Raw genomic sequence first — 24,929 nt, 5'->3', positions numbered from 1 at the left:
CGGCGGCGGGTGGAGCGACGGTCGGGCGCGCGACCCAGAACGGGGGTTCCGGGGGTGCGGGGGCCGAGGGCGGCGGGTCCGGTGCAGTTGTCGGGCAGCGTCCGCGCCACCCCCGTTGAACAGCGGGAACGCGGAGCCTGACACGCCCGGAGGGTCGCGGGGCTACGCGAAATGTCCACTCCCGCTGTCGAAAAGCGAACGGAAACATACCGCTTGTTATCGAGTCGTTACCGAATGTGGGTACCGCGCGCCCGCATGCCTCGAAACGGCGCAAACGGACACTTTCCGCGTGTTCCGGTCGACACCGGGGTATTCCATTTCGTAACCTTCCTGAGACCTAGCGGAGTCTCGCAGCCTCAACACCGGGGCAGCATCGCTAGTCACCGCCTAATCGGCCACTCGCGAGAGCGGTCGTACCGGGAACCCAAGTTTCTACTGGGGTGAATCCCGCCGGGACGTCCTCACGCACCGGTGGGTAGGGCTGATCTTCCCAGCCCGAACCCGTCAGCTAACTCGGTCGGCGGATGAATGGAAGAAACGGAGTACCCCTTTCGTGGCGTCACAAGTTTCCAAGCGGAATGTGCGACGGGCAGTCGTCGCCGGCGCGCTCGCAGTCGGAGCGCTCACCGCTACCGCGGCCCCCGCGGCCGCAGACCCCATCACCATTCCCGGTGTCGGAACCTTCGAGATCCCGGGTGTCGTCATCCCGCAGATCCCCGGTGTCCCGAACCTGCCCGCGCCCCCCGCGCCGGGCAGCACCGCAGGTGACAAGGCCGTTCAGGCCGCTCAGGCGAAGCTCGGCTCGCCGTACGTCTACGGCGCCGCAGGTCCCAACTCGTTCGACTGCTCCGGCCTGGTGCAGTGGGCGTTCAAGCAGGCCGGACTGAACCTGCCGCGCACCAGCTACGCGCAGGCGGCCGCCGGTACCCCGGTGTCGCAGTCCGATCTCCGCCCCGGCGACGTGATCTCCTTCTACGGCGGCTCGCACTCGGGCATCTACGCCGGCAACGGCAACGTGATCCACGCCTCCACCGAGGGGCAGCCCGTCAAGTTGGCGCCCATCGCGTCCATGCCTTTCGACGGGGCACGCCGCTACTGATCCACGCGCGAGGCGAGGCATCCACCGAGTCGAGGGCGGGGATGCACGGGGTAGCTTCGTAGGATCTCGCACGACCACCGAGGGTGGGTTCGAATCACGATTCGAACCCACCCTCGATGTCGTTGCGCCCCAGGCAGACAGCGTGTCGTTCACCCGCCCGGTGGTCCCCGCCACCCCCGTCGTGACATGGGTGGACACACACGTATGTCATTCCGTAACCTAACCGAGACCTTGCGAAGTCTTGCCGCGCCAACCGGGCGGCAACGCGGGGTCACCACCTCTTCGGCATTCCGCGGTCGCATCGGCCGGGGAAATTCCTGAGCCGCGCATCGGACAACCGACCCGGCGGGTGGAGATCGACGATCGGAGAACCGCATTTCCGTGGCCTCACACAAGATGAAGCGCTCCCTGGGCAGCGTGCTGACAGCCGGAGCGCTGTCGGTGGCACTCGTGTCGCTGCCCTCGATCCCGGCGGGTGCGGACCCGGTCACCACCAACCCGACCGAGACGCTGACGAAGCTCGGTGACCTGTCCCGGCAGTCCGAGCAGACGTCGGAGGCCCTCCACAACGCGCAGATCGATCTCGAGGCCAAGCAGTCGGCCCAACGCGATGCGGACGCCCGGCTCGCGGCCGACCAAGGTGTGCTCGACGAGGCCAACGCCCGCGTCGCCGTCTTCCAGCCCGTGGTGAACAAACTCGCCACTGCCAACTACCAGGGCGCCCGGACCAATCGCCTGTTCGCCGTGATGGTGAGCGACTCACCGCAGCAACTCCTCGACCAGATGTCCGCTCTGGACGCCATCTCCAACGACACCCGCAATCAGGTCGCGCAATTCCAATCGGCCACGTCGGACGCCACCAAGGCGGCCGAGGCGTCGAAGCAGTCCGCGGATTCCGCGCGGGCGGCCACCGAGCAGGCCAAGGTGGTCAGCGACGACCTGCAGCGCAAGCAGAGCGACCTGCAGGCGCAGATCGCCGACGTGATCAAGGCGTTCGGAGATCTCACCGGCGCCGAACGCGACCAGCTGGCGGGGACGCCCTTCCCGCCCGGCTTCGACCCCGACACGATCCTCGCGCACCTCACCCCCGGCTCGGGCACGAGCGCACTGCAGGCAGGCATGACCCGCATCGGCGACCCGTACGTGTGGGGCGCCACCGGGCCCGACCAGTTCGACTGCTCCGGGCTCGTCGTCTGGGCGTACAAGCAGATCGGCAAGACGCTCCCGCGGTCCAGTCAGGCTCAGGCCAGCGGTGGCACCCCGGTGTCCCGCGACGAACTCCAGCCCGGCGACGTCGTCCTCTTCTACAACGACGCGTCCCACGTCGGCCTGTACGCAGGAAACGGCAACATTCTCCACGCCTCGACGTTCGGTGTGCCGGTGAAGATCGAGTCGATGGCGAAGTTCCCCTTCTACGGGGCGCGCCGCTACTGACGGCGACCGTCCGGCGACGGCGCGCAGGCGTGCTCATACACTCACCGGCGTGCCCGCATCAGACCCGTCTTCCGCAACGGATCCGACCTCACGCCGTCAGGCGCGCCCGTGGGAGCTCGCCGCGCTGGCCGGACTGGTCCTCGCCGTCGTCGTCGTACTCGCGCTGACCGGGTTCTCTCACGACGAGCGGGGCGCCGACGGGGCGGTCGGCACCGCGCAGGCCGACACGGAGTCGCGGGCAGCGGCCGTCCAGTTGCTCCTCGACACGTGGGCGTCGGCCGTGCGGACGAACGACACGGCCCGGCTGTCGGGTCTGATGGATCGGGCGGCGTCGCCGGGCTTCCTGGCCGCCGAGACGCGCCGCGCGAGCAACGTTGCCGGGGTGGAATTCTCGGACTGGGGTTACGAGATCACCGAGAGTCCCGAGGCGGCGGTGCCGTCGAGTCTCGTCGACGCGCTCGGGGCCGACGAGGTGTGGGCGCCGGCCGTGCAACTCCGCTACGCGATCGCGGGGGCGGACGAGAGCCCCACCCGCAAACCGATCGCGCTCGTCGTGGCCCGGCGTGGTGACAGCTGGGCACTCGTGAGCGACAGTGCCACCGTGAACGGCGAGCGGCGGACGTGGCGCGGCCCGTGGGACTTCGGAACGGTCGTATCGCGCCGCGTCGACACCGGCGACGGCCGGACGTCGGTGGTGCTCGGACATCCCGAGAACGCCGCGATGGTGGACCGGCTGGCGGAGGAACTCCCCGCCGCCGTCGTCAACGCCACCCAGCTGTGGGGTTCGGACTGGGCGGGCCGCGCACTCGTGTGGGTCGCCGGATCGCAGGACGAGTTCACCGCCCTCGTCGGTTCCGATCACGACGGCCGTGGCATCGCCGCGGTCGCCATCTCGGACGCCGTCGACCCCGACGCCGACGCGGTCACCGGGCAGCGGATCGTGTTCAGCCCCTCGTCGGCGGAACGGCTCACCGAGGTCACCAGGCGGGCGATCCTGCGACACGAACTCACCCACGTGGCGGCGCGCGCCGAGACGGTGGACCGCTCACCGATGTGGGTGCTGGAGGGCTACGCCGAGTACGCCGCCTACCGGGGCACCGGTGAGGCCGCACGGCAGATCGCGCCGGCCCTGACCGCGCAGGTGGGCGCCGAGGGCCCGCCGACCGGATTCCCCGAGAACACCGACTTCTCCGAATCCGGCGAACGCGGCTCGGTCGCCTACGAGACCGCGTGGTCGATCAACGCCTTCGTCGCGGAGCAATACGGCGAAACGAAGCTGACGGAGCTGTACCGGACACTGGCCGTGGGGGAGGCCGATCCGGACACGGTCGACGCACGACTGTCCGACGTCCTCGGCGTCGACGCCGAGCAGTTCCGGGACCGCTGGACCGACTGGGTGGGCGCTCACCTGGGGTGACCCTGCGTCGGTGTCCGCGCGGTCGACCGCCTACGGTGATCACATGCGCCGAACCCTGTTGGTGACGAACGATTTTCCGCCGCGACCCGGTGGAATTCAGTCGTACCTGCACACCTTCGCCAAGCACCTGCCCGCCGACGACCTTGTCGTCTACGCCCCGCGCTGGCGCGGTGACTCGCACATCAAGTTCGATGCGCGGCAACCGTTTCAGGTCGTCCGTCACCCCACCACCCTGATGGTGCCGACACCGTTCGTCGCGCGCCGCGCCACCAGGTTGCTCGCCGAACACGACTGCACCGGCGTCTGGTTCGGCGCAGCGGCCCCGCTCGCACTGCTGAGTTCGACGCTGCGCCGCGCCGGAGCGGAACGGGTGGTCGCGAGTACCCACGGACACGAGGTCGGCTGGTCGATGCTCCCCGCCGCCCGCCAGGCCCTCGGCCGGATCGGCGACGGCACCGACGTCGTCACGTACGTCAGCCGCTACACCCGTGGCCGATTCGCGTCCGCATTCGGCGCCGGTGCGGCACTCGAGCACCTGCCGCCCGGAGTCGACACCGACCTGTTCACCCCGGACAGCGGGGCGCGGTCCGAACTGCGGGCCCGATACGGGCTGGGCGACCGGCCGACGATCCTGTGCCTGTCCCGGCTCGTGCCGCGCAAGGGCCAGGACATCCTCATCAGGGCGCTCCCGACCGTCCGCGAACACATCGACGGCGCCGTCCTCGTGATCGTCGGCGGCGGACCCTACGAGGACCGCCTGCGCTCCCTCGCCCGCTCGGCGGGCGTCGAGGACCACGTCGTGTTCACGGGAACGGTGCCGTCCGCGGAGTTGGCGGCGCACCACACGATCGCCGACGTGTTCGCGATGCCCTGCCGCACGCGGGGTGCGGGACTCGACGTCGAGGGCCTCGGCATCGTGTTCCTGGAGGCGTCGGCCTCCGGTGTCCCGGTCATCGCCGGACAGTCCGGCGGCGCCCCGGAAACGGTGCGGCAGAACGAAACCGGGATGGTCGTGGACGGCACGTCGGTGGCCGAGGTGGCGCGATCGGTGATCGCGGTGCTGTCGGATCGCGACCGGGCGGCGGCGATGGGCGCCGCCGGCCGGGGCTGGGTCAAGGCGCAGTGGCGATGGGACGTGCTCGCCGCGAAGCTGCAGTCCCTTATGGCGTGACTGCCCCGTGAGTACTTGTTAACCGCGGGGGGGCTGTTGCAAAATTCCGGGTCGGGGTGTCCGCGTGTCACCATGGTCTGACCTGGGGTTTCCTGGATAATGTGTTGGTGGCCAAGGGATATCGACCGGTGAATCGTGATCAGCAGTTCCTGTTGCCGCCGGACATGCGGGAGTGGGTGCCGCCCACGCATCCGGTGTGGACGGTGATCGAGATCGTCGACTCCCATCTCGACACCTCGGCGTTCCACGCTTCTCGTCGCACCGGGGGCGCGGGCCGGGCCGGGTACGACCCGGACATGCTGGTGACCCTGCTGATCTGGGCGTGGTCGCGGGGGATGCGGTCCTCCCGGCAGATCGAGCGGGCCTGCACCGAGGTGGTGTCCTACCGGGTGATCTGCGCCGGCGACACCCCCGACCACGTGACGATCTCCCGGTTCCGCAAGGACAACCACACCGCCTGTCAGGACCTGTTCACGCAGGTCCTGATCCTGGCGGCGTCGCTGGGGTTGGGGCGGCTCGAAACGATCGCGTTGGACGGGGTGAAGATCGCCTCGAACGCCTCGAAGGACGCCAACCGCACCGAGGCCGGGCTCCGCAAGGCCGCCGCCGCCGAGGCCGCGCGGATCGCCGCGGCCGCCGCGGCGGCGCACGCGGCCACCGATGACGCCGAGGACGACCTCTACGGCGAGGACGATCCGGGCCCGGGCCAGGTGCCGGCGGAGTTGGCCGATCCGGGCACCCGGTCGGCGCGGATCGCGGAGGCGTTGGCGCAGCTCGACGCGGACAAGCAGGCCGAGCAGGCCGAGCGGGACGGGAAGTCACGGCACTACCTGGCCCGGCTCGACGCCGGCCAGACGGTGATGGGCCGGGTCCCGGTCGGGGCCGAGGTCGCCGCCGCACGCCGGCGGCTGGACGCGGCGGTCACCGCCCAGCAGGCGGTGCTCGACCGATACGAGGAGCGCACCGCGTCCGGGGCCCGGGGCGGGTTCGTCCCGAAACCGGTCGCCGAGCACCACCTGGTCCGGCGGCGGCGCACCGAACTCGACACCGCCCTGCGCAAGCAGGCCGCACGCGATGCCACCGCCGGGCAGCGTCGCCGCAACACCACCGACCCCGACTCGCGGCTGCAGCCACTACGCGGCGGCGGCTGGCTGCAGGGCTACAACTGCCAGGCCTTCACCAGCGTGGACGGGGTGATCCTGGCCACCGGGGTCGGGACCGGCCCCGCCGACTACGACTACTTCCCCGAGATGGTCGACAAGGCCGGTAAGGCCGCGCAACTGATCGACACCACCCGCCGCCACACCAACCCGAACCCCGCCCCCGCTCCGGCCCCGGCCCCGGCTCCGGCCCCGGAGGAGTTGATCGGGGTGATGCTCTTCGACGCCGGCTACTGCTCCCGCGAGAATCTGACCGCCCCGGGCCCGGACCGGTTGATCGCCACCGGCAAAGCCCGTGACCTCGAAACCGCGGCGGCCGAGAACCCGGTCACCGGATCCCCACCACCACACGCCGATCCGATCGCAGCGATGACCCACCGACTGCGCACCGAGGCCGGCATCGCCACCTACCGCCAACGCTCACCCATCGCCGAAACCGTGTTCGGGCACGCCAAACACAACCTCGGATTCCGCCGGTTCACCAGCCGCGGCCTCGACCGGGCCCGCAGCGAATGGGCCTTCCACGCCGCGGTCCACAACATCGGCAAGATCCTCACCCACCTGACCGCAGGACACACCCTCCCGGCCACCACCTGACCAGGCGGGGCCACCCCCGCCCGCACCGGCACCCGCCCAACGCGCCGAACACAGCCACACCACCGTCACTCAATTCCGCAACATCCCCCGGGCGGTTAACAAGTACTCACGGGCCCGAAGGGCACTATTTGGCGTAGAGGGCGGCGATGTCGTCGGCGAAGCTGTCGTGCACCACGTTGCGCTTGAGCTTCATCGTCGGCGTGAGCTCGCCGGTCTCCTCCGTGAAGTCCACGGGCAGGACCCGGAACTTCTTGATGGCCTCCGCGTGCGACACGAGCTTGTTCGCTTCCGCGACGGCCTCGTCGATCTCGGCCGTGAGGTCGGCATCGGCGAGCAGATCGGCGACCGTCGTGCCCGCGGGCTTGCCGTTGCGCTCGTTCCACGCCGGCAGTGCATCGGCGTCGATGGTGATGAGCGCGCCGATGAACGGCTGCTGGTCGCCGACGACGATGGCCTGGCTGATCAGCGGGTGGGCACGCAGGTGATCCTCGAGCTGGGCGGGGGAGACGTTCTTGCCGCCCGCTGTGACGATGATCTCCTTCTTGCGTCCGGTGATGGTGATGTAGCCGTCCGCGTCGACCGATCCGAGGTCGCCGGTGTGGAACCAGCCGTTCTCGATCGCGTCGGCGGTTGCGCTCTCGTTGCGCCAGTAGCCGCCGAAGACGACCGGCCCCGACAGCAGGATCTCGCCGTCGTCGGCGATGCGAACGGAATTGCCTGCGAGGGGCTTGCCGACCGACCCGACCTTCTGCTCGCCGATCGTGTTCACGGCGAAGGCCGCGGACGTCTCGGTGAGGCCGTAGCCCTCGTAGATGGTGATGCCGATGCCGCGGAAGAAGTGGCCGAGGCGGGCACCGAGCGGGGCGCCGCCGGAGATCGCCAGCTGGCACCTGCCGCCGAGCGCGGCCCGCAGCTTCGAGAACACCAGCTTGTCGAACAGCGTGTGCTTGACCTTGAGGACCAATCCCGGGCCGCCGTTGTCCTGGGCCTCGCTCCACGCGATGGCCGTCTCGGCGGCGGCGTCGAAGATCTTGCCCTTGCCCTTGCCCTCGCCGTGGGCCTTGGCGCGGGCGCTGTTGTACACCTTCTCGAACACCCGCGGCACGGACAGGATGAAGTCGGGACGGAACTCGCCGAACGTCGGGACGAGGTTCGGGATGTCGCTGGTGTGCCCGAGTGCGGCCCCGGCGTCGAACGACGCGATGCTGACCGCGCGCGCCAGGACGTGCGCCATCGGCAGGAACATGAGGGTGCTGACACCGGGCGTCTTCAGCAGGGTGCCGAGGCTGGAATCGAGGATGCCCTTCGACTCGGCGATGAGGTTGGCGTGGGTGAGCTGGCAGCCCTTGGGCCTGCCCGTGGTGCCGGACGTGTAGATGAGGGTGGCCGGATCACTGGACTTCAGTGCGGCGACGCGGGCCCGGACCTCGGAGTCGGGAACGTCGGCGCCGCGTTCGGTCAGTTCCTCGACGACGCCGCGGTCGCTTTCCGACGCCTCGATCCGGTAGACGCCGCGGAGCGCGGTGGCCTCGGCGGCCACGGCCTTGACCGTGGCGGCGTGTGCCTCGTTCTCGACGACGAGGTCGATCGCGGCGGAGTCCTCGAGAATCCAGCGGACCTGCTCGGCGGAGGACGTCTCGTAGATCGGGACGGTGACACCGCCTGCCGCCCAGATCGCGAAGTCGACCAGCGGCCACTCGTACCGGGTGGCCGACATCAGGGCCACCCGGTCGCCCTGCTGGACGCCGATGGCGATGAGTCCCTTGGCGACCGCGGTGACCTGCGCGGCGAACTCGGCGGCCGTGACGTCGGTCCACCGTCCGTCGATCTTGCGCTTGTACACGACCAGCGTCGGGGCGGCCGCGGCATGGGCGAACACCGAGTCGACCGCGGACGCGTCCTCCGCGATCGTGAACGACTGTGGCGCGCTGAACTCGGGCACGAAAACCTCCGACACTGAAAATACTGGCGAGTAGGATTGTCTGCGCCAACTTTAGACCTTCCCCCGCAGGCTCCGCCTCCTGGCCGAACACGGGTGGTCAGAGGCCTGCTCGCGGGGCACCGCGGAACCGCGCCGAGGGCAATATGTGAAGCTTGTCGCCGTGAGCAGCATTCAGGTCGCAGACCAGACGTTCATCGCAGCCCCACCGCAGCAGGTCGCGGCGGCGATCGCCCCGCCTGCCCGCTGGCGCCGGTGGTGGCCCGACCTCACCCTCGCCGTCCGCGAGGACCGCGCCGAGAAGGGCATCCGCTGGACCGTGGCCGGACCTCTCACCGGGACGATGGAAGTGTGGCTCGAGCCGGTGCTGGACGGAGCGATCGTGCACTACTTCCTCCACGCCGAACCGGCGCGCAGCGAGCCCGCCCCGGATCTGGCCGCCCTGAACCGTCGCAGGCGAGTCGAGGGCAAGGTGATGTCTTTCGAGGTGAAGAAGGAACTCGAGGCCGGTCGCGCAGCGGGAGAACCGCCGTCCTGAGCCCGTTCCGGCTGTCGCGGCGGGGTCGGCATTGTGTCCGGGCGCCGGAATCGTGTGTGATAGTCGGGCACCACACAGACATACGGAACCGGTAACGGCGTGGCCCCGGATCGACGACGGGTCGGCCAGGCGAAAGGAAGCGTTCACTCCATGCCCGAGAGGACCAAGAGGTCGATCAGTATCGAGGCGCCGCCCGCCCGGGTGATGGATGTGATCGCCGACTTCGACGCGTACCCCGCGTGGGTGGCAGCCGCGAAGTCCGTCGAGGTCATGGAACCCGGAAAGAACGGCCGCGCCGACCGGGTGCGGTTCGTGCTCGACGCGGGCATGGTCAAGGACACGTACGTCCTCCGTTACGACTGGGCGCCCGACGGCAAGTCGGTCAGCTGGGAACTCGAGTCCGGTGAGATCCAGAAGTCGCAGTTCGGTTCGTACGTCCTCGAGGACGAGCCGGACGGCGGCACCACCGTCACGTACGAGCTCACCGTCGACCTCACCATTCCGATGATCGGCCTGTTCAAGCGCAAGGCGGAGAAGGCGATCACCGACACCGCGCTCAAGGAACTCAAGAAGCGGGTGGAAGGCTGAGCAGCGAGGGCCGTGCCGGACCTGCGCGGGTCCAGTTCTTCGTGGGGAAGGGGGGCGTCGGTAAGACGACGCTCGCGGCCGCGACGGCACAGGCGGCGGCCGAGTCCGGGAACCGGACGCTCCTCGTCTCGCTCGACCAGGCGCATTCCCTCGCCGACGTGGTCGGGATCGCCACCGCCCGCGACGTCGTGTCCGTGACCGACACCCTCGACGTCCTCGAACTCGACACCCTCACGTTGCTCGAGAACAGATTCCGCAGCCTGGCAGCGGTTCTCGCGGCCGCAGGGACGCACGACCACGGCGCTCAGTTGTCCGCGCTCGAACCGGAGGAGCTGACCGGGCTTCCCGGCGTGCAGGACGTGCTCGGGCTGGGCGAGATCGTCCGGTTCGCCACCGAGGGTGACTACGACGCCGTCGTGGTCGACTGCCCGCCCACCGCGGATTGCCTCCGGACGCTCGCCGCGCCCGCGATGACTCTGGACTACCTCGAACGGGTGTGGCCGCAGCACCGCCGGATCGCCGCGCTGCTGGGTTCGGACCCCCGCCTCGTCATGCTGGTGTCGCTGATCGAACAGGTCGTGTCCGCGGTCGGCGAGGTCCGGGAGTTGCTCGCGAACCGCGCGAAAACCACTGTGCGACTGGTGACGACACCGGAGCGGGTGGTGCTGACGGAGACCCGGCGCACCGTCGCGGTGGCCGCGCTGTCCGGTCTGCGCATCGACGCGATCCTCGTGAACAATCTTCTGCCGCACTTCGATTCGCCGGCAGGACATGACGATCCCGGTGTGGCATGGTTGATCAGGCGGCGTGCCCTGCAGCAGCGGGTGCTCGACGAGCTCACCGCCTCCGCGGGCACCACGGTGATCCTCTCGGTCACCCGGTCGGTGACGGAGCCGGTAGGGTGGGCCGATCTCGGCGGTATCGCCAGGGAGTTGTATGCCGACGACACGGACGCGGTTGCGGTGTTGGGGAAGAACCCGCCTGCGGTGCGGGTGGGGCTGGAATCGGGGGCCGGTGTGGATTCTGTGTACACGATGCGGATGTATCTGCCGCTCGTGAACCCGTCGACCCTGACGTTGGGTCGAGTGGAGGACGACTTGGTCGTGGGAGCGGAAGGGGTGCGCCGCCGGGTGCGCCTCGCCTCGGTCCTGCGCCGGTGCGTCGTCGCGGGCGCAGAACTCGACGGAAGCGATCTGGTCGTGCGCTTCACGCCCGACCCACAGGTGTGGCCGGTATGAACGACGACCACGCGCAGCTGCTGGCGGAGCTGCGGGCGCTGGCCGAGACCGCCCTGGACCGTCTCGAGCCGATCCTCCAGCGCGCGGCGGCGCCGCACGCCGCGGCGGACGCTGCGGGAACGGCCGCCGGCACCGGTCAGTGGTCGGGATGCACGTGGTGCCCGGTGTGCGCGCTCGCGGCCCTGATCCGCGGCGAGCAACACGACCTCGTGACCCTGCTCGCCGGTCAGGCGTCCGTGCTGATCGCCGTGCTGCGGCAGATCCTCGACGAGCACACCGATCACGACCCCTCGGGCCCCGGCGCGCCGGAACCGGGTCCGGGCGACGGCGGCGGAATGCCCGATCCGGACGGCGGCCCCGCGTTCGAACCGATCACCGTCACCGTCAAGCGCTGACGGTGCCCGCCACCGGCCGGATCGGCGGACTCGTGCACGTCGGCGATCCGGCATGGGCACAATCATCTTCATGAGCACAGGCACGGGCAGCGATCGCACCCCCGGCTCGGCGCTGACCATCGGCATCGACGTGGGTGGAACGAGCATCCGTGCGTCGGTGGTCGACTCGGCCGGCGAGGTGCTCGACTCGCTCCAGTCGCCGACCCCGGCGTCGGCGAAGGCCCTGGAGAACGGCCTGGACCGGGCGGTGCGGGAACTGTCCGCGCGGCACGACGTCGCCGCGGTGGGGCTGGCGGTCGCCGGGTTCATCACCCCCGACCACACCACGGTGCGGTTCGCGCCGCATCTGCCGTGGGTCGGGGCGCCCGTCGGCCGGGACCTGGGGCAGCGCCTCGGTCTGCCGGTGATCCTCGAGCACGACGTGAACGCGGCGGCGTGGGCCGAGCACCGGTTCGGTGCGGCGGCGGGCGGCCGGAACGTGGTGATGCTCGCGATCGGCACGGGCATCGGCGCGGCGCTCCTCGCCGATGGCAGGCTGTACCGCGGCAGCCACGGCGTCGCACCCGAACTCGGGCACATCCAGGTCGTTCCAGGCGGTCGCCCGTGTGCGTGCGGCAAACACGGCTGCTGGGAGCGGTACTGCAGCGGGACGGCCCTCGTCGACACCGCGATCGAACTTCTTGCCGCGGATCCGGCGACGTCGACCGTCCTCGCGCGGGAGGTGGCGGTCGATCCCGGGGTGCTCACGGGCAGGAGGATCGCCGGCGCCGCACAGGACGGCGATCCGCTCGCGCTGGAGACGATGCGGGACTTCGCCCGGTGGCTCGGGGTCGGCCTGGCTCTCATCGGTGACGTGTACGACCCGGATCTCGTCGTGATCGCCGGCGGAGTCGCGAGTTCGTCGGCGCTGTTCATCGACGAGGCCCGCGAGCACTATGCGGCGCTGACGACGGGCGCCGGGCACCGGCCGCTGGCCCGGATCCGGCCGACCCAGCTGGGGGAGGCGGCGGGCATGATCGGGGCGGCGGAACTCGCGCGGGCGGTCCTGCCCGATCGGGTGGGTTGACGCCCGGCCGATCGCTGTAAACCCGCAGAGTGTGATGTTGTGCGGGCCTCCCGGCCGTGTGTAGCGACCCTCACCCACCCGAAGTAGAGTCGAGCCGAACGAAGCTTGGGTTGTGAACGGGAGGGACGCCATGTGGTACTGGCTCTTCAAGTACGTGTTTTTGGGGCCGGTTCTCTGGGGGTTGGGCAGACCGACCGTGGAGGGTACGGAGAACATTCCGGCGGAGGGCGGTGCCATTCTGGCGAGTAACCATCAGGCCGTGCTGGATTCGTTCTTCCTGCCGCTGCGAGTGCCGCGGAGGATCACTTTTCTCGCCAAGAGCGAGTATTTCACCGGGACGGGACTCAAGGGCGCGTTCCAGCGCTGGTTCTTCTCGGTGGTCGGCCAGGTGCCGATCGACCGGACGGGCGCCGACGCCGCGCAGGACGCTTTGAACGCCGGCTTGCGCGTCCTCTCGCAGGGCAAGCTGCTCGGCATCTACCCCGAGGGCACCCGGTCGCCCGACGGCCGGCTGTACAAGGGCAAGACGGGTCTGGCGCGCATGGCGCTCGAGTCCGGTGTGAAGGTCATCCCGGTCGCGATGATCGGAACGGAGAAGGTCAACCCGATCGGCTCCCGCGTGTGGCGTCCCGCAAAGGTCACCATCCGCGTCGGCGAGCCCATCGACTTCTCGCGTTTCGAGGGGATGGGTGGCAACCGGTTCGTCGAGCGGGCCGTCACCGATGAGGTCATGTACAAGCTGATGAAGCTGTCGGGTCAGGAATACGTCGACATCTACGCGGCCACGCTGAAGAAGAAGGCCCCCGCCGCGGACGGTTCCGCACCGGCTCCGGTGGCCGGCGTGGCACCGGCGAACGATGCGAGCACCGTCACGCGACTGCCGGACACCCGGGCGAGCTGACCGCCGCGACCTCTCAGCCGACGGGGACGGTCAGATCGTCGGAGTTCTCCGACCGATCGTCCTCGTCGGGCTGCGTGGGCCGGGTGCGGAACGCGACGCTCGCGACCAGCACCACGGCGAGCCCCCACCACACGTACGACGACGCCAGGAACTGATCCCACAGATTCCAGTGGGTTCCGCTCCAGCGTCCCACTCCGAGCTTCCAGTGCGCGGCGAGCTTGACGACGACGATGCCGACCACGGACGTGACCGCCAGGGCGACACTCTTTCGTCGGTAGGCGAGGACGCCGAGCACGAGGACGACCGGCACCGACCACACCCAGTGATGCGACCAGGACACGGGGGAGACGAGCAACCCGAGGACGGCGTTGAGTCCCAGCGCGAGCGCCGTCTCACCGGCCCGCAGCGCCCGCACCATCGCGACGATCACCAGCGCGAGAACCGCGACGCTCAGCAGCAGCCAGATCGGGGTGCGCATCCCGTCGCTCAGACCGAGCCGGGCCAGCACGCCGGTGATGCTCTGGTTCGCGGGATACGCCGGTGTGCCGATCCGATCGGAATCGAAGAGCGTCTGCGTCCAATAGGTGACGGAATCGTTCCACGTCGCGATCGCGCCCACCGCGCTGAACGCAAGGAAACTGACCGCGGTGACGACCGCGGAGCGAAAGTCTTTGCGCACCAGGAAATACAGGATGAACACGGCCGGTGTCAGCTTCACCGCCGCGGCGAGGCCGATCAGCAGTCCGCGGGGCCACGGCGTCTTCTTCGGCAGGCAGTCCGCCGCGACCAGCAGCATCAGCAGAATGTTGATCTGCCCGTAGTCCAGGGTCGACGAGACGGGTTCGAGGGCCATCGCCACCGCGAGCGCGCCGAGCGCCGTCCACACCAGAGTGCGGCGAGGTGCGATGCCCAGCGAGTCGAGTGTGACGACGAGGACGCCGAACAGGGCGATCAGCGACAACACCGTCACCACGGTCCCGGCCGTCGCCAGCGACACCGTCGACAACGGACTGAACACGACCGCGGCCAGCGGCGGGTACGTGAACGGCAGGAAGTTGCCCATCTGGGTGGCAGGCATCGACCCGTACAGCGTCGGGCCGTGCAGGAACACCGAACCGCCCAGGCGGTAGACGTCGAGATCGAGCCGGTAGTAGAAGCCGAAGTCCCGCAGACCGGGCAGTCCGAGCAGGTTGTAGGCGAATCCGACGGCGAGCCCGGCGAGCACGAGGACGCGGATCACGAGACCGCCGGCCCGGAGGTGCACGGGCACCCGCGGCCGGTCGAGCGGGTCCGCGACAGGGGCGGCGGACTGTCGACCGTCGGAGCGTGCTCTCACCGAGGCCTCCTTCACGAGGTAGGGGTGGATCCGGATGACGCCGACGGGTGAGGCATAGTTTGCGGGCGTGCGTTACTTCTACGACTGCGAGTTCATCGAGGATGGTCGCACGATCGACCTGGTGTCGATCGGGGTGGTCGCAGAGGACGGACGTGAATTCTACGCGGTGTCCACCGAGTTCGATCCCGACCGTGCGGGCAAGTGGGTGCGCAGGAACGTGCTGCCCAAGCTGCCGCAGCCGTCGTCGCCCCTCTGGAAGAGCCGCGCCCGCATTCGCGACGACCTCTACGCGTTCCTGATTCCCCGGCCCGGCATCGTCCCCGAACTGTGGGCGTGGGTGGCCGCCTACGACCACGTCGCGCTCTGCCAGCTGTGGGGTGACATGACGGAGCTGCCCCAGACGCTGCCCCGGTACACCCGCGAACTCCGGCAGTACTGGGAGGAGCACGGCAGCCCGGCGCTCCCACCTGCACCGGGCGACGCTCACGACGCACTCGCCGACGCCCGGCACAACCTGGCGAAGTTCGAGGCAGTTCAGGCGGCACGGTCACTCCGGTGACCTGACTCGCCATCGCTCCGGTCGAGCGAATATCCTGTATGGGTGAACTGGACTGTCGACGTGCCGATCGACCGCTTGCCCGAACTCCCGCCGCTGCCCACCGAGATGCGTGAGCGCCTCGACGCAGCGCTGGCCAAGCCCGCTGCCCAGCAGCCGCAATGGCCCGAAGGTCAGGCCGCCGCGATGCGGACCGTCCTCGAGAGCGTGCCCCCGATCACGGTGGCCAGCGAGGTCGTGGCCCTGCAGGAGAAGCTGGCCCAGGTCGCGCGCGGCGAGGCGTTCCTCCTTCAGGGCGGTGACTGCGCCGAGACGTTCGCGGACAACACCGAGCCGCACATCAAGGGCAACATCCGCACCCTGCTGCAGATGGCCGTCGTCCTGACGTACGGAGCGAGCCTGCCCGTCGTCAAGGTCGCGCGCATCGCCGGTCAGTACGCGAAGCCGCGGTCGTCGAACGTCGACGCCCTGGGTCTGCAGTCGTACCGCGGCGACATGATCAACTCCCTCGTCGCGGACGAGGCCGTGCGCGCCCACGACCCGTCGCGGCTCGTGCGGGCGTACGCGAACGCCAGCGCCGCGATGAACCTGGTTCGCGCGCTCACCGGCGCGGGCATGGCCGACCTGCACAAGGTGCACGACTGGAACCGCGAATTCGTGTCCTCGTCGCCGGCCGGGGCCCGCTACGAGGCACTCGCCGCGGAGATCGACCGCGGGCTGCAGTTCATGAACGCCTGCGGTGTCACCGATCCCAGCCTGCACCACGCGCAGATCTTCGCCAGCCATGAGGCGCTCGTCCTCGACTACGAGCGCGCGATGCTGCGCCTCGACAACGACGACGACCACGCCAAGCTGTACGACCTGTCCGCCCACTTCCTGTGGATCGGCGACCGCACCCGTCAGCTCGACGGAGCGCACATCGCGTTCGCTGAACTCGTGTCGAACCCGATCGGCCTGAAGATCGGTCCGAGCACCACCCCGGAGATGGCGGTCGAATACGTCGAACGCCTCGACCCCACCAACAAGCCGGGCCGGCTCACCCTCATCTCGCGCATGGGCAACAACAAGGTCCGCGACCTGCTGCCGCCCATCATCGAGAAGGTGCAGGCCACCGGTCACCAGGTGATCTGGCAGTGCGACCCGATGCACGGCAACACGCACGAGGCGTCCACCGGCTACAAGACCCGCCACTTCGACCGCATCGTCGACGAGGTCCAGGGATTCTTCGAGGTCCACAACGGTCTCGGCACCTACCCCGGTGGAATCCACGTCGAACTCACCGGTGAGAACGTCACCGAATGCCTCGGCGGCGCGCAGGACATCTCCGACCTCGACCTGTCCGGTCGCTACGAGACGGCGTGCGACCCCCGCCTCAACACCCAGCAGTCGCTGGAACTGGCGTTCCTCGTCGCGGAGATGCTGCGCGGCTGACCGCCCGCATCGGAGACCCTCACTGCCCTGCTCCCGCGGGGTCAGGGCAGTGAGACCAGGGTGACCGTGCTCCCCGGTTTCACCAGATCGCCGCTGCCCGGGTTCTGGCCGATGACCAGTGACCTGTCGGTGTCGGTCACCTGACGCACCTTCACGTCGAGTCCGAGACGGCTCAGTTCGTCGCGGGCGGATCCGACGGTCCGCCCCAGCATGGACGGCAACCGCACCGCGTTCGACACACTCAACGTCACGCTGGTGCCCGCATTGACAGTGGTGCCCGCCTTCGGGCTGGTGGCGATCGCGTCCCCGGCGGCGACGTTCCGGTCGAAGTCGGTCGTGGTGTCCTGCACGACGATGCCCACCGCCTCGAGCGACGCGCGTGCCTCGGCCTCCGACATGCCCTTCACGTCGGGAACGTCCACCGGCGGTGCACCTTTGCTGACGATCAGTTTGACCGTGGAACCGGTCGCGAGTTCCGTGCCCGGTGCCGGGTCGAGCGCGGCCACCGCACCGATCGGGACCTTCGCGCTGAACGCCTGACCGCCGTCGACCGGGGTGAACGTGCGGTTCCGCAGTTCCTGCTCGATCCCCGCGCGTTCGCCGCCCGCGGGCAGCGGCGGGACGGTCGGCCTGCCCAGCGAGACGAGCAGGGCCACCGTGCCGTCCCGGGAGATCCGCGACCCACCCGTCGGATCGGTACCCAGCACCGTGTCGAGCGCCGCCGTGTCCGAATACTGCCCGCGGATCTCCGTCGACAGACCGGCCGCTTCGATCGCCGTCACCGCGGCACCCCGCGACAGACCGTCGGTGGTCGGGACCGCGGTGAACCGGCCCGAACCCATCCACCAGCCACCGAAACCCACCGCCAGGGCGAGCATCAGGATCACGAGCAGCCACACGATCGTGGTCCGGCGGGACCGCTGCCGTTCGGCGGCGAAGTCGGGGTAGTGGTAGCCGTCGTCGGTTTCGTCGTCCACCGCGAACGGCGGTTCGTCCATCGGCGGCCGCGGAGTCTGGGTGGTGACGACCCTCGTGTGCTGGATTCCGGGCTGCGCAGGCAGCGGGCTGGGCGGCGACAGCGGCGCGGCGGGCGGAAGGTGCACCGTCGGCGGTGCGACGGGGCCCGGCGGCGCGGTCAGGGGAGGAGCGCTCGCGGCGGCCGCGGCGCTCAGGTGCTGCGCCGAGCGTCGCGGGGCGGGCACCCGGTACGCGGGCAGGTCGAGCGCCGCCGCGATGCCGCGCAACGCCGAACCCATCTGCTCGGCGTCGGCGAAGCGGTGCGACGGCTCCCGGTGCGTGGCCTCCGCGACGAGTTCGTCGAACTCGGGCGGCACACCCGCGATGTACGAACCCGGCCGCGGAACGTCCTGGTTGATTCGCTGATACGCCACGGACAACGACGTGTCTCCGGTGAACGGGGTCCGTCCGGTGAGGAGTTCGAACAGCAGGACACCGGTGGAGTAGACGTCACTGCGGGTGTCGGCGATCCCCGACGTCACCTGCTCCGGCGACAGATACGCCGCCGTGCCCAGAATCACACTGTGCGACGTGGTGTTCGACGCCGCAGCCGCCCGCACCAGACCGAAATCCGCGATCTTCACCTCACCGCCGTCGGAGATCAGGATGTTCTCGGGTTTGACGTCGCGGTGCACGAGACCCGCCCGGTGGGCGACGGCGAGCGCGTCGAGAACCGGCCCCACGACCGCGGCCACCGCGTGCGGCGGCATCGGCCCGCGTTCCCGCAGGAGTTCGCGCAGCGTTCCGCCGTCGACCAGTTCCATCACCAGGAACGCGTGATCGCGGTCGTGTCCCTGGTCGTACACCGCGACCAGGGAAGGGTGCTTGAGTCGCGCGACCGAGCGGGCCTCGAACTCGAACCGGGTCACGAACGCCGGATCGGCCGCGAACTGCGGATCCATCACCTTGATGGCCACCGGACGGTCGAGACGCGTGTCGAGCCCCCTGTACACGGTGGACATGCCGCCACGCGCGATCGTGGCATCCACCCGATAGCGCCGGTCGAGCAGCTCGCCGATCAAACGTTGACCTCCATCGTGCACAGTGTCCGTTCCCCCGTCAGTGCGCGCAGCCCGGCCACACGCCCCTCAATCGTAGCCAGCGACACCGACCGGTAGCGCCACGCCGGAGGCGACCAGATAACGTTAGGGGAGTGAGTGCCATCCCTTACTGTGACGATGTCCTGGACCCTTCCGTCTCGCTCCTCCAGCTGGTGGACGTCGCGAAGAACCTCGGTGTGGCCGTCACCCGCGTGCAGCAGCTTCTGCGGGATCAGCAGTTGATCGCTGTGCGCCGCGACGGCGTCCTCGGCGTCCCCGAACTCTTCTTCGACGAGACCGGTGAGACCGTCAAATGGCTGCCCGGTCTCATTGCGGTGCTGCACGACGGTGGATTCAAGGACGAGGAAATCCTGCTGTGGCTGTTCCGTGAGGACGACAGCCTCCCCGGCACGCCCGTCCAGGCCCTGCACGGCGACCTTGCCCGCGAAGTGATCCGCCGCGCTCAGGCGATGGGATTCTGACCGCCGGTCACCACATCCTGCCGCGGGCAGGCACCGCGAGCCGGGCGAACTGAGGCACCGCCGTCGCCCACCGGTTTCTCCGCGGAACGGTGGCGCGCCGGTCGAGGACCCGGTACCCGCCACGTTCGATCTCGTCGAGGATGCGCGAGTACAGCACGAACGCCGTACGGATGCCGGGTTGGACGCGTCGATCCAGCATCGCGATGCCCGGTTCCGCGTCCCGGTACACCGACCGGGTGACCGCGATCAGGTGGGCGAGCGCCCGCACGATGCGCTGGTCCGTCGTGCCGCGGCGGCGGCTTTGCGCGAGGAGTTCGGTGTCGACTCCGAACGCGGCCAGCTCCTCGGCCGGGAGATAGACCCGGCCCCGATCCAGGTCCTCGCCGACGTCGCGAAGGAAATTGGTCAGCTGGAACGCCTCCCCGAGGGCCGCGGCGTGCGGTTCGGCGCCGGGCCCGGTGGTGCCGAGGACGGGCAGCATCTGCAATCCGATCACGACGGCCGACCCGTACATGTACGTGCGGAGTTCGGTCAGAGTGCCGTAGTCGGCCCGGTGCTCCGGAGTCCCCGGAACGTCCATCCGCATCGAGTTCAGGAACGCGAAGAAGTAGTCGTGGGGGATGGCGAAGTCCGCCACGGTGTCGAGGAACGCGGGAAGGACCCGCCGCATCTCCGGTGAGCAGGCGGTGTCACCGACGGCGTTCTTGTCGGTGAAGCCGCGCCGTAGCACCGCGTCGATCCGGTCGAGTTCGGCGGCGCACTCCCCGGCGGTCCGGCCGGGATCGACGTCCACGAGGTCGTCGACCGTGCGGGCGAACCCGTAGAGGGCGTGCACGGCGGCCTGGCGGCGCTCGGGAAGCAACCGGGTGGCCAGGTGGTACGTGCGTCCGTGCTCTGCCGTCACCGCGCCGCAGTACCGGTAACTGTCGGACAGCGCGGTCATCGACCGGTCATTCGAGGCCGGGCGACGACGCAGCACCTGCGAGGTCGGAGGTGCGCTCTTCCTCGACGGGCCGGGGTGCGCGCAGCCGCAGCGGGTCGACCGTGCGCAGCGACACCGCCGCCACGACCGCGGCGAACGTCGCGAGCATCACGTGCGCCAACGTGTAGAGCCCGATCGACCCGTCCGGCTGGAAGACCAGCATCAACCAGGTGGACAACCCGACGAGGATCATCAGGGTCCGCGTCGACAACGCGAAGCCGGCCGCGATGGCGATCGGCCACGAGTAGTACCACGGCAGCGCCGCGGGCGACAGAATCACGATCGCGACCAGGACGATGAGGATTCCGAGGATCGCATCCCGCTCGGTCTTCCGGTACCGCCACCAGGCGGCGAGCACGATCGCGACGAGGGCCACCGCACAGATCGGGCGGGTGACGGCCAGGACCTCGCCCAGCCGCAGGTCCGCGAACCACGACGTTCCGACCGTCACGAAGTGGGCGAGGATCGTCGGCAGCGACAACCAGTTGATGATCTTGTTCGAACCGGACAGCGCCGTCATCCAGCCGAGCCCGACACCGGCGACGGCCGATGCGGCGGCGAAGACGACCGCGAACACGGCGAATCCCGCGCCGGCGGTCTTCGCGAACGACGCGAGCGGCGACGCGGGTGTGCGCCCTTCCGCCTCGGCCTTCTCCTTCTCGTGGAGCATCCAGATCCACACCATGAAGGGCAGCGCGGCGCCTGCGGTCGCCTTGATCGCGACCGCCACCGCGACGAGCGCGATGCCGGCCAGATGGCGGCGCTCGAGGACGAGCGCGATGCCGGCGATCATCAGGCCGACCATCAGCAGTTCGTTGTGGACACCGCCGATGAGATGGACGAGGACCAGCGGATTGAGCACGGCGAGCCACAGCGCGATGGCCGGATTACCGCCGAGGTGCCGCGCGAGGTGCGGAACGCCCCAGACCATCAGCGCGAGCCCGGGCAGCATCGTCACGCGCAGCAGCATCGTCCCGGCGATCACGTTGTCGCCGGTGATCGCGGTGATGCCCTGACTGAGCAGCAGGAACAGCGGACCGTACGGCGCGGTGGTGGTGGTCCACACGTTGCTGACGTTGTCGAGGAGGATCCCGGGGTTGACCACCGGACCGACGGCGTAGGGGTCGAACCCGTCACGCAGCAGCGCGCCCTGCGCCAGGTAGGAGTACGCGTCCCGGCTGAACATCGGCACGGCCAGCAGCAGCGGCGCCGTCCACACCGGAACGACCATCCGTAACTGCCGGAGCGTGACGTCGCCGCCGAGCGTGGCGCGGCCCAGCCGCACCCACGCCGTGATCATCGCGACGACACCGATCCAGACGATGACGGTCGACAGGATCTGACCGTGACCGAACCGGAGCCACGACAGGTGCATCGCCTCGAGCAACGGGTCCTCGCGGCGGACGCTGCCCGCACCGAAACCACCGAACGTGATCATCACGGCGCCCACGAAACCGAGGAGCGCGGCATGCCCCTCCGGGCTGCGGAGGAAGTCGGCCGTGGACTGGGGCCACGACCGCTGCGGCGTGGTCGTCGCAGCGGCGACGGTCGCCTGCCGGGCAGAGGACGTCATGAGTGCAGATTCCTCCCCCGAGGTGAGTTCGGTTGCGGTCGGTGCGCTCGTCGTCGCGCGCATCGCATGGTCGAGGAACCAGTTTAATTGCTGCCGGCACCAGTTCTCGCCACGCCTCGCCCTATCCTCCCGCACTTCGTGCTTTCGAGTGCAATTGCGCACTTCGTGCCGTGACGGGCCCGGTGATGCGTGCGGCCGCGAGTTTCCCCGACAGCAGGACGGTCGGAACCCCGACACCGGGCACGGTCCCGGAACCGGCGAGGACGACGTTGTCGAGGCCCCCGACCAGGTTGGGGCGCCGGAACGGTCCCGTCTGCCGGAACACGTGCGCCGCCGCGAAGGGGCTGCCCGCCGCCATGCCCTTCCCGAGCCAGGTCAGCGGAGTGTCGACGTGGTCGATGGTGAAATGCTCCGCGATCCCGCTGTAGCCGCGCTTCTCGAGTTCGCGCAGCAGTTCGGTCACGTACGGGCCGGTCAGCGAGGACCACTCCAGTGGTGCGCTGTGCAGGTTGGGGCAGGGAGCCAGCACCGACAGCGGTTCCGAGGCGGTGCCCGCGCGGTCCACGGCGAGGCCCGGGTCCGACACGGCGGGCCGGGTGATCAGCAGCGACGGGTCGGTCATCAGCCGTCCGCGTCCCCGGCGTGCGGTGATCTCCGCGAACGTCCGCTTCCACGCGTGACCGAAGTCGATGGTGTGGTGCCGCTGGGCGGCCCACCCTGATGCGACCGCGGTGGGGACGGTCCCGTGCAGGACCACGGCGGACGGCGACACCCGCACCCGGCGGGGGGTCCGGCGGGTCACCGGGCGCAGCAGCGCGTCGACGACGGCCGTGTCGGCGGTGAGCACCAGCGCGTCGCAGTCGATGCGGTCACCCGTAGACGTGACGACGGCGCCGACGCGATCACCGGTTCGCTCGAGTGCCGCGACCTCGGTGCCGAACCGGATCTCCCCACCCGCGGTGGTGAGGGCGTCGGCGAGGGCGAGCGCGATCGAACGCATCCCGCCCCGGGGGAAGTAGACGCCGAGCGAGGTGTCCATGTGGGCGATCGCGCCGTACACCGCGAGGGCGTCGGCGGGGGCGACGCCGGCGTACAGCGCCTGGAACGTGAAGATCCGGCGCAGTCGCGGATCCGTGACGGTCCGGTCGACCCGGGCGCCGAGCCGGCCGAATCCGCCCAGCGCGGTGAGCCTCAGCAGATCCTTCGCGGCCTCACGGGACGAGACGAGATCCAGCGGCGAGTCGAAGTTCGCGTCCATGAAGCGGTGGTACTCGGCGTCGAAGATCCGGCCGAGCCAGCGCCGCAGCCGCAGGTACCGGGCCGATTCGTCCGGCCCGCACACCCGGCCGACCTCGGCGGCCATCGCGTCGGGATCGGAGTGGACGTCGAGCGAGGAACCGTCCGCGAAGCGCGCGTGATACGCCGGGGCCAGCCGTTCGAGGACCAGCGGCGGGCGGGTCGACGTGAAATTCGCGCCGACGGCGGCGAGGGCTTCACCGACTAGTTCGGGCATCGTGAGGACGGTCGCACCGTTGTCGATGTCGTAACCGGGACCGCGGTAGGTGCCGACCCGGCCGCCCGGTGACGACTCCCGTTCGAGGACGGTGACGCGGCGGCCCGATCCGGTGAGGTGCAGGGCGGCGGAGAGACCGGCGAGACCCGCGCCGACGACCACGACGTGATCGGTGCGGCCGGGAACCGTCCGGAGCGCGCGAGCCACCGCGGGCCTCAGTAGTCGCGGCGCGTCGCGGCGACGGCCATCTCGGTGAGCTGCTGCCTCGCCGCGGCGGTGGCGGTGCTCGTCTCCAGCGTGGACAACGCGTTCGCGACGAGATCCTCGATCTGCTTCTCCACGTCCGCGACCGCGCCGAGCGAGGTGATCGTGTTCCGGAGGGTGTCGACGTCCGAATCGGACAGATCGGTGCCGATGCCCTCGCGGAGCAGGGTGGCCGCCGCGGGGTCGCCCGCATCGGCGCGCTGCAGCGACATCGCGAACAGGACGGTGCGCTTGCCGGCCCGCAGGTCGTCGCCCGACGGCTTGCCGGTCACGGCCGGATCCCCGAACACGCCCAGCAGGTCGTCGCGGAGCTGGAAGGCGATACCGATGTCGGTGCCGAATCGGCGGTACGCCGAGACCAGGGTGTCGTCGGCGCCGGCGAGTGCCGCGCCGAGATGGAGCGGCCGCTCGATGGTGTACGCCGCGGTCTTGTACCGGTTGACCTTCATGGCGGCATCGATCGACTCGTCCGCCCGGGCCTCGTTGCTGATGTCGAGGAACTGCCCGCCGAGCACCTCGGTGCGCATCGCCGACCACACGGGGGAGATGCGGGCCGACGCGTCCGGGGTGATGCCCGATTCGCGGATCATGTCGTCGGCCCAGGCCAGGGCCAGATCGCCGAGGAGGATCGCGACGCCCTCGCCGAAGTGAGCGGAATCACCGCTCCACCCCCCGGCGCGGTGCTGTTCCGCGAACTCGACGTGGACGGTGGGGAACCCGCGGCGCGTCGTGGAGGCGTCGATGATGTCGTCGTGGACGAGGGCGCAGGCCTGCACCAGTTCCAGCGCGGAGCAGGCGCGGAGCACGGGCCCGGCCTCGGGGCCCCGGGCGTCGCCGCCCGCCCCGAGCCAGCCGGTCCACGCAAAGGCAGGACGGACCCGCTTGCCTCCGCGCAGAACGAAGTCCTCGAGCGTCGTCACGGCCTCGCGGTAGCCGCCGCCCACGGCGTCGACCAGGTCCTGCCGGCTGGTGAAGAAGTCGCGCAGCGCATTTTCGACCTCGGCCGCGAGGGCGGAGGGGCGCGTTCCAACGGACAGTGTTGCCTCCAGGATCGAAATTTCGCGTGCGCGCCGAGACCGGCGGCAGGCGTCGACACCACCATAGTGGGCGCTCGTCCGGGCGGCCGGTTGCCCGGATCCCGGGTGCCTGCGGAGACGCAGTGGGTGCATTGCGCCGGACACTACCTATGCTG

21 protein-coding genes and 1 riboswitch are annotated in these 24,929 nt (G+C 69.8%); of the genes, 14 read left to right on the top strand and 7 right to left on the bottom strand.

Annotated elements, in window-relative coordinates:
* The first annotated feature begins 374 nt into the window (after positions 1-374).
* Positions 375-539: riboswitch (cyclic di-AMP (ydaO/yuaA leader) on the top strand.
* 14 nt (positions 540-553) lie between these two features.
* The 5 genes from JWS14_RS05845 (at position 554) to JWS14_RS05825 (ending at position 6,878) form a co-directional block, all read left to right on the top strand.
* On the top strand, positions 554-1,099 hold the full coding sequence (locus JWS14_RS05845) for an NlpC/P60 family protein (RefSeq protein WP_206012674.1): 546 nt from the start codon (positions 554-556) through the stop codon (positions 1,097-1,099).
* Between the two features lie 381 nt (positions 1,100-1,480).
* The gene (locus JWS14_RS05840) at positions 1,481-2,533 is read left to right on the top strand and encodes a C40 family peptidase (RefSeq protein ID WP_095865235.1); all 1,053 of its coding nucleotides are present in this window, start codon (positions 1,481-1,483) and stop codon (positions 2,531-2,533) included.
* A 49-nt stretch (positions 2,534-2,582) separates the two neighbouring features.
* The gene (locus JWS14_RS05835) at positions 2,583-3,950 is read left to right on the top strand and encodes a peptidase MA family metallohydrolase (protein ID WP_206012673.1); all 1,368 of its coding nucleotides are present in this window, start codon (positions 2,583-2,585) and stop codon (positions 3,948-3,950) included.
* Between the two features lie 43 nt (positions 3,951-3,993).
* Positions 3,994-5,121, top strand: a complete 1,128-nt coding sequence (locus tag JWS14_RS05830) for a glycosyltransferase family 4 protein (protein ID WP_206012672.1) — start codon at positions 3,994-3,996, stop codon at positions 5,119-5,121.
* 101 nt (positions 5,122-5,222) lie between these two features.
* Positions 5,223-6,878 (top strand): transposase, encoded by a 1,656-nt coding sequence (locus JWS14_RS05825; RefSeq protein WP_420855108.1) that lies wholly within the window; start codon positions 5,223-5,225, stop codon positions 6,876-6,878.
* A gap of 124 nt (positions 6,879-7,002) precedes the next feature.
* On the opposite strand, the gene JWS14_RS05820 is transcribed toward JWS14_RS05825, so the two are convergent.
* Positions 7,003-8,820 (bottom strand): AMP-dependent synthetase/ligase, encoded by a 1,818-nt coding sequence (locus tag JWS14_RS05820; RefSeq protein ID WP_206012670.1) that lies wholly within the window; start codon positions 8,818-8,820, stop codon positions 7,003-7,005.
* 160 nt (positions 8,821-8,980) lie between these two features.
* Between JWS14_RS05820 and JWS14_RS05815 the strand changes: the two genes are divergently transcribed.
* The 6 genes from JWS14_RS05815 to JWS14_RS05790 all read left to right on the top strand — a co-directional run bounded on the left by JWS14_RS05815 (position 8,981) and on the right by JWS14_RS05790 (position 13,543).
* Positions 8,981-9,355: a polyketide cyclase / dehydrase and lipid transport gene (locus JWS14_RS05815; protein ID WP_072945558.1), complete on the top strand. Its 375-nt coding sequence runs from the start codon at positions 8,981-8,983 to the stop codon at positions 9,353-9,355.
* A 150-nt stretch (positions 9,356-9,505) separates the two neighbouring features.
* A complete protein-coding gene (locus JWS14_RS05810) occupies positions 9,506-9,943 on the top strand; it encodes an SRPBCC family protein (protein ID WP_072945427.1) in 438 nt (145 codons plus the stop codon).
* Complete coding sequence (locus JWS14_RS05805) at positions 9,940-11,181, top strand: ArsA family ATPase (protein WP_072945425.1); 1,242 nt, start codon at positions 9,940-9,942, stop codon at positions 11,179-11,181. The genes JWS14_RS05810 and JWS14_RS05805 overlap by 4 nt, the downstream gene beginning before the upstream one ends.
* Entirely contained in the window at positions 11,178-11,576 is a 399-nt protein-coding gene (locus tag JWS14_RS05800; RefSeq protein ID WP_095865321.1) for a hypothetical protein, read from the top strand. Before JWS14_RS05805 ends, JWS14_RS05800 begins: the two co-directional genes overlap by 4 nt.
* Positions 11,577-11,628: 52 nt before the next feature.
* Positions 11,629-12,642, top strand: a complete 1,014-nt coding sequence (locus JWS14_RS05795) for an ROK family protein (RefSeq protein WP_206012669.1) — start codon at positions 11,629-11,631, stop codon at positions 12,640-12,642.
* Positions 12,643-12,772: 130 nt separating this feature from the next.
* Entirely contained in the window at positions 12,773-13,543 is a 771-nt protein-coding gene (locus JWS14_RS05790; RefSeq protein WP_072945418.1) for a lysophospholipid acyltransferase family protein, read from the top strand.
* Positions 13,544-13,556: 13 nt separating this feature from the next.
* On the opposite strand, the gene JWS14_RS05785 is transcribed toward JWS14_RS05790, so the two are convergent.
* Positions 13,557-14,879: a glycosyltransferase 87 family protein gene (locus tag JWS14_RS05785; protein ID WP_241031274.1), complete on the bottom strand. Its 1,323-nt coding sequence runs from the start codon at positions 14,877-14,879 to the stop codon at positions 13,557-13,559.
* A 67-nt stretch (positions 14,880-14,946) separates the two neighbouring features.
* Between JWS14_RS05785 and JWS14_RS05780 the strand changes: the two genes are divergently transcribed.
* Both JWS14_RS05780 and JWS14_RS05775 read left to right on the top strand, forming a co-directional pair.
* A complete protein-coding gene (locus JWS14_RS05780) occupies positions 14,947-15,438 on the top strand; it encodes a polyadenylate-specific 3'-exoribonuclease AS (protein ID WP_012688083.1) in 492 nt (163 codons plus the stop codon).
* Positions 15,439-15,480: 42 nt separating this feature from the next.
* Positions 15,481-16,866, top strand: a complete 1,386-nt coding sequence (locus tag JWS14_RS05775; RefSeq protein WP_012688082.1) for a class II 3-deoxy-7-phosphoheptulonate synthase — start codon at positions 15,481-15,483, stop codon at positions 16,864-16,866.
* Positions 16,867-16,907: 41 nt separating this feature from the next.
* Here JWS14_RS05775 and pknB read toward each other — a convergent pair whose 3' ends face one another.
* A complete protein-coding gene (gene pknB, locus JWS14_RS05770) occupies positions 16,908-18,926 on the bottom strand; it encodes a Stk1 family PASTA domain-containing Ser/Thr kinase (RefSeq protein WP_241031273.1) in 2,019 nt (672 codons plus the stop codon).
* A 110-nt stretch (positions 18,927-19,036) separates the two neighbouring features.
* Between pknB and JWS14_RS05765 the strand changes: the two genes are divergently transcribed.
* Positions 19,037-19,405: an Rv2175c family DNA-binding protein gene (locus tag JWS14_RS05765; RefSeq protein WP_087556228.1), complete on the top strand. Its 369-nt coding sequence runs from the start codon at positions 19,037-19,039 to the stop codon at positions 19,403-19,405.
* A 7-nt stretch (positions 19,406-19,412) separates the two neighbouring features.
* Here the strand turns inward: JWS14_RS05765 and JWS14_RS05760 are convergent, their stop codons facing one another.
* The 4 genes from JWS14_RS05760 to JWS14_RS05745 all read right to left on the bottom strand — a co-directional run bounded on the left by JWS14_RS05760 (position 19,413) and on the right by JWS14_RS05745 (position 24,906).
* Complete coding sequence (locus JWS14_RS05760; protein ID WP_206012666.1) at positions 19,413-20,348, bottom strand: phytoene/squalene synthase family protein; 936 nt, start codon at positions 20,346-20,348, stop codon at positions 19,413-19,415.
* A 7-nt stretch (positions 20,349-20,355) separates the two neighbouring features.
* Positions 20,356-21,960, bottom strand: a complete 1,605-nt coding sequence (locus JWS14_RS05755; protein ID WP_095865323.1) for an alpha-(1->6)-mannopyranosyltransferase A — start codon at positions 21,958-21,960, stop codon at positions 20,356-20,358.
* 121 nt (positions 21,961-22,081) lie between these two features.
* Complete coding sequence (gene crtI / locus JWS14_RS05750; RefSeq protein WP_206012665.1) at positions 22,082-23,680, bottom strand: phytoene desaturase family protein; 1,599 nt, start codon at positions 23,678-23,680, stop codon at positions 22,082-22,084.
* Between the two features lie 8 nt (positions 23,681-23,688).
* Positions 23,689-24,906, bottom strand: a complete 1,218-nt coding sequence (locus JWS14_RS05745; RefSeq protein ID WP_206012664.1) for a polyprenyl synthetase family protein — start codon at positions 24,904-24,906, stop codon at positions 23,689-23,691.
* Positions 24,907-24,929: the final 23 nt, after the last annotated feature.

This window comes from Rhodococcus koreensis, from assembly GCF_017068375.1.
Classification (GTDB): domain Bacteria; phylum Actinomycetota; class Actinomycetes; order Mycobacteriales; family Mycobacteriaceae; genus Rhodococcus_F; species Rhodococcus_F koreensis.
Note: the sequence above shows the minus strand (reverse complement) of the source record. Positions and strands in the feature narration are given on the sequence as shown.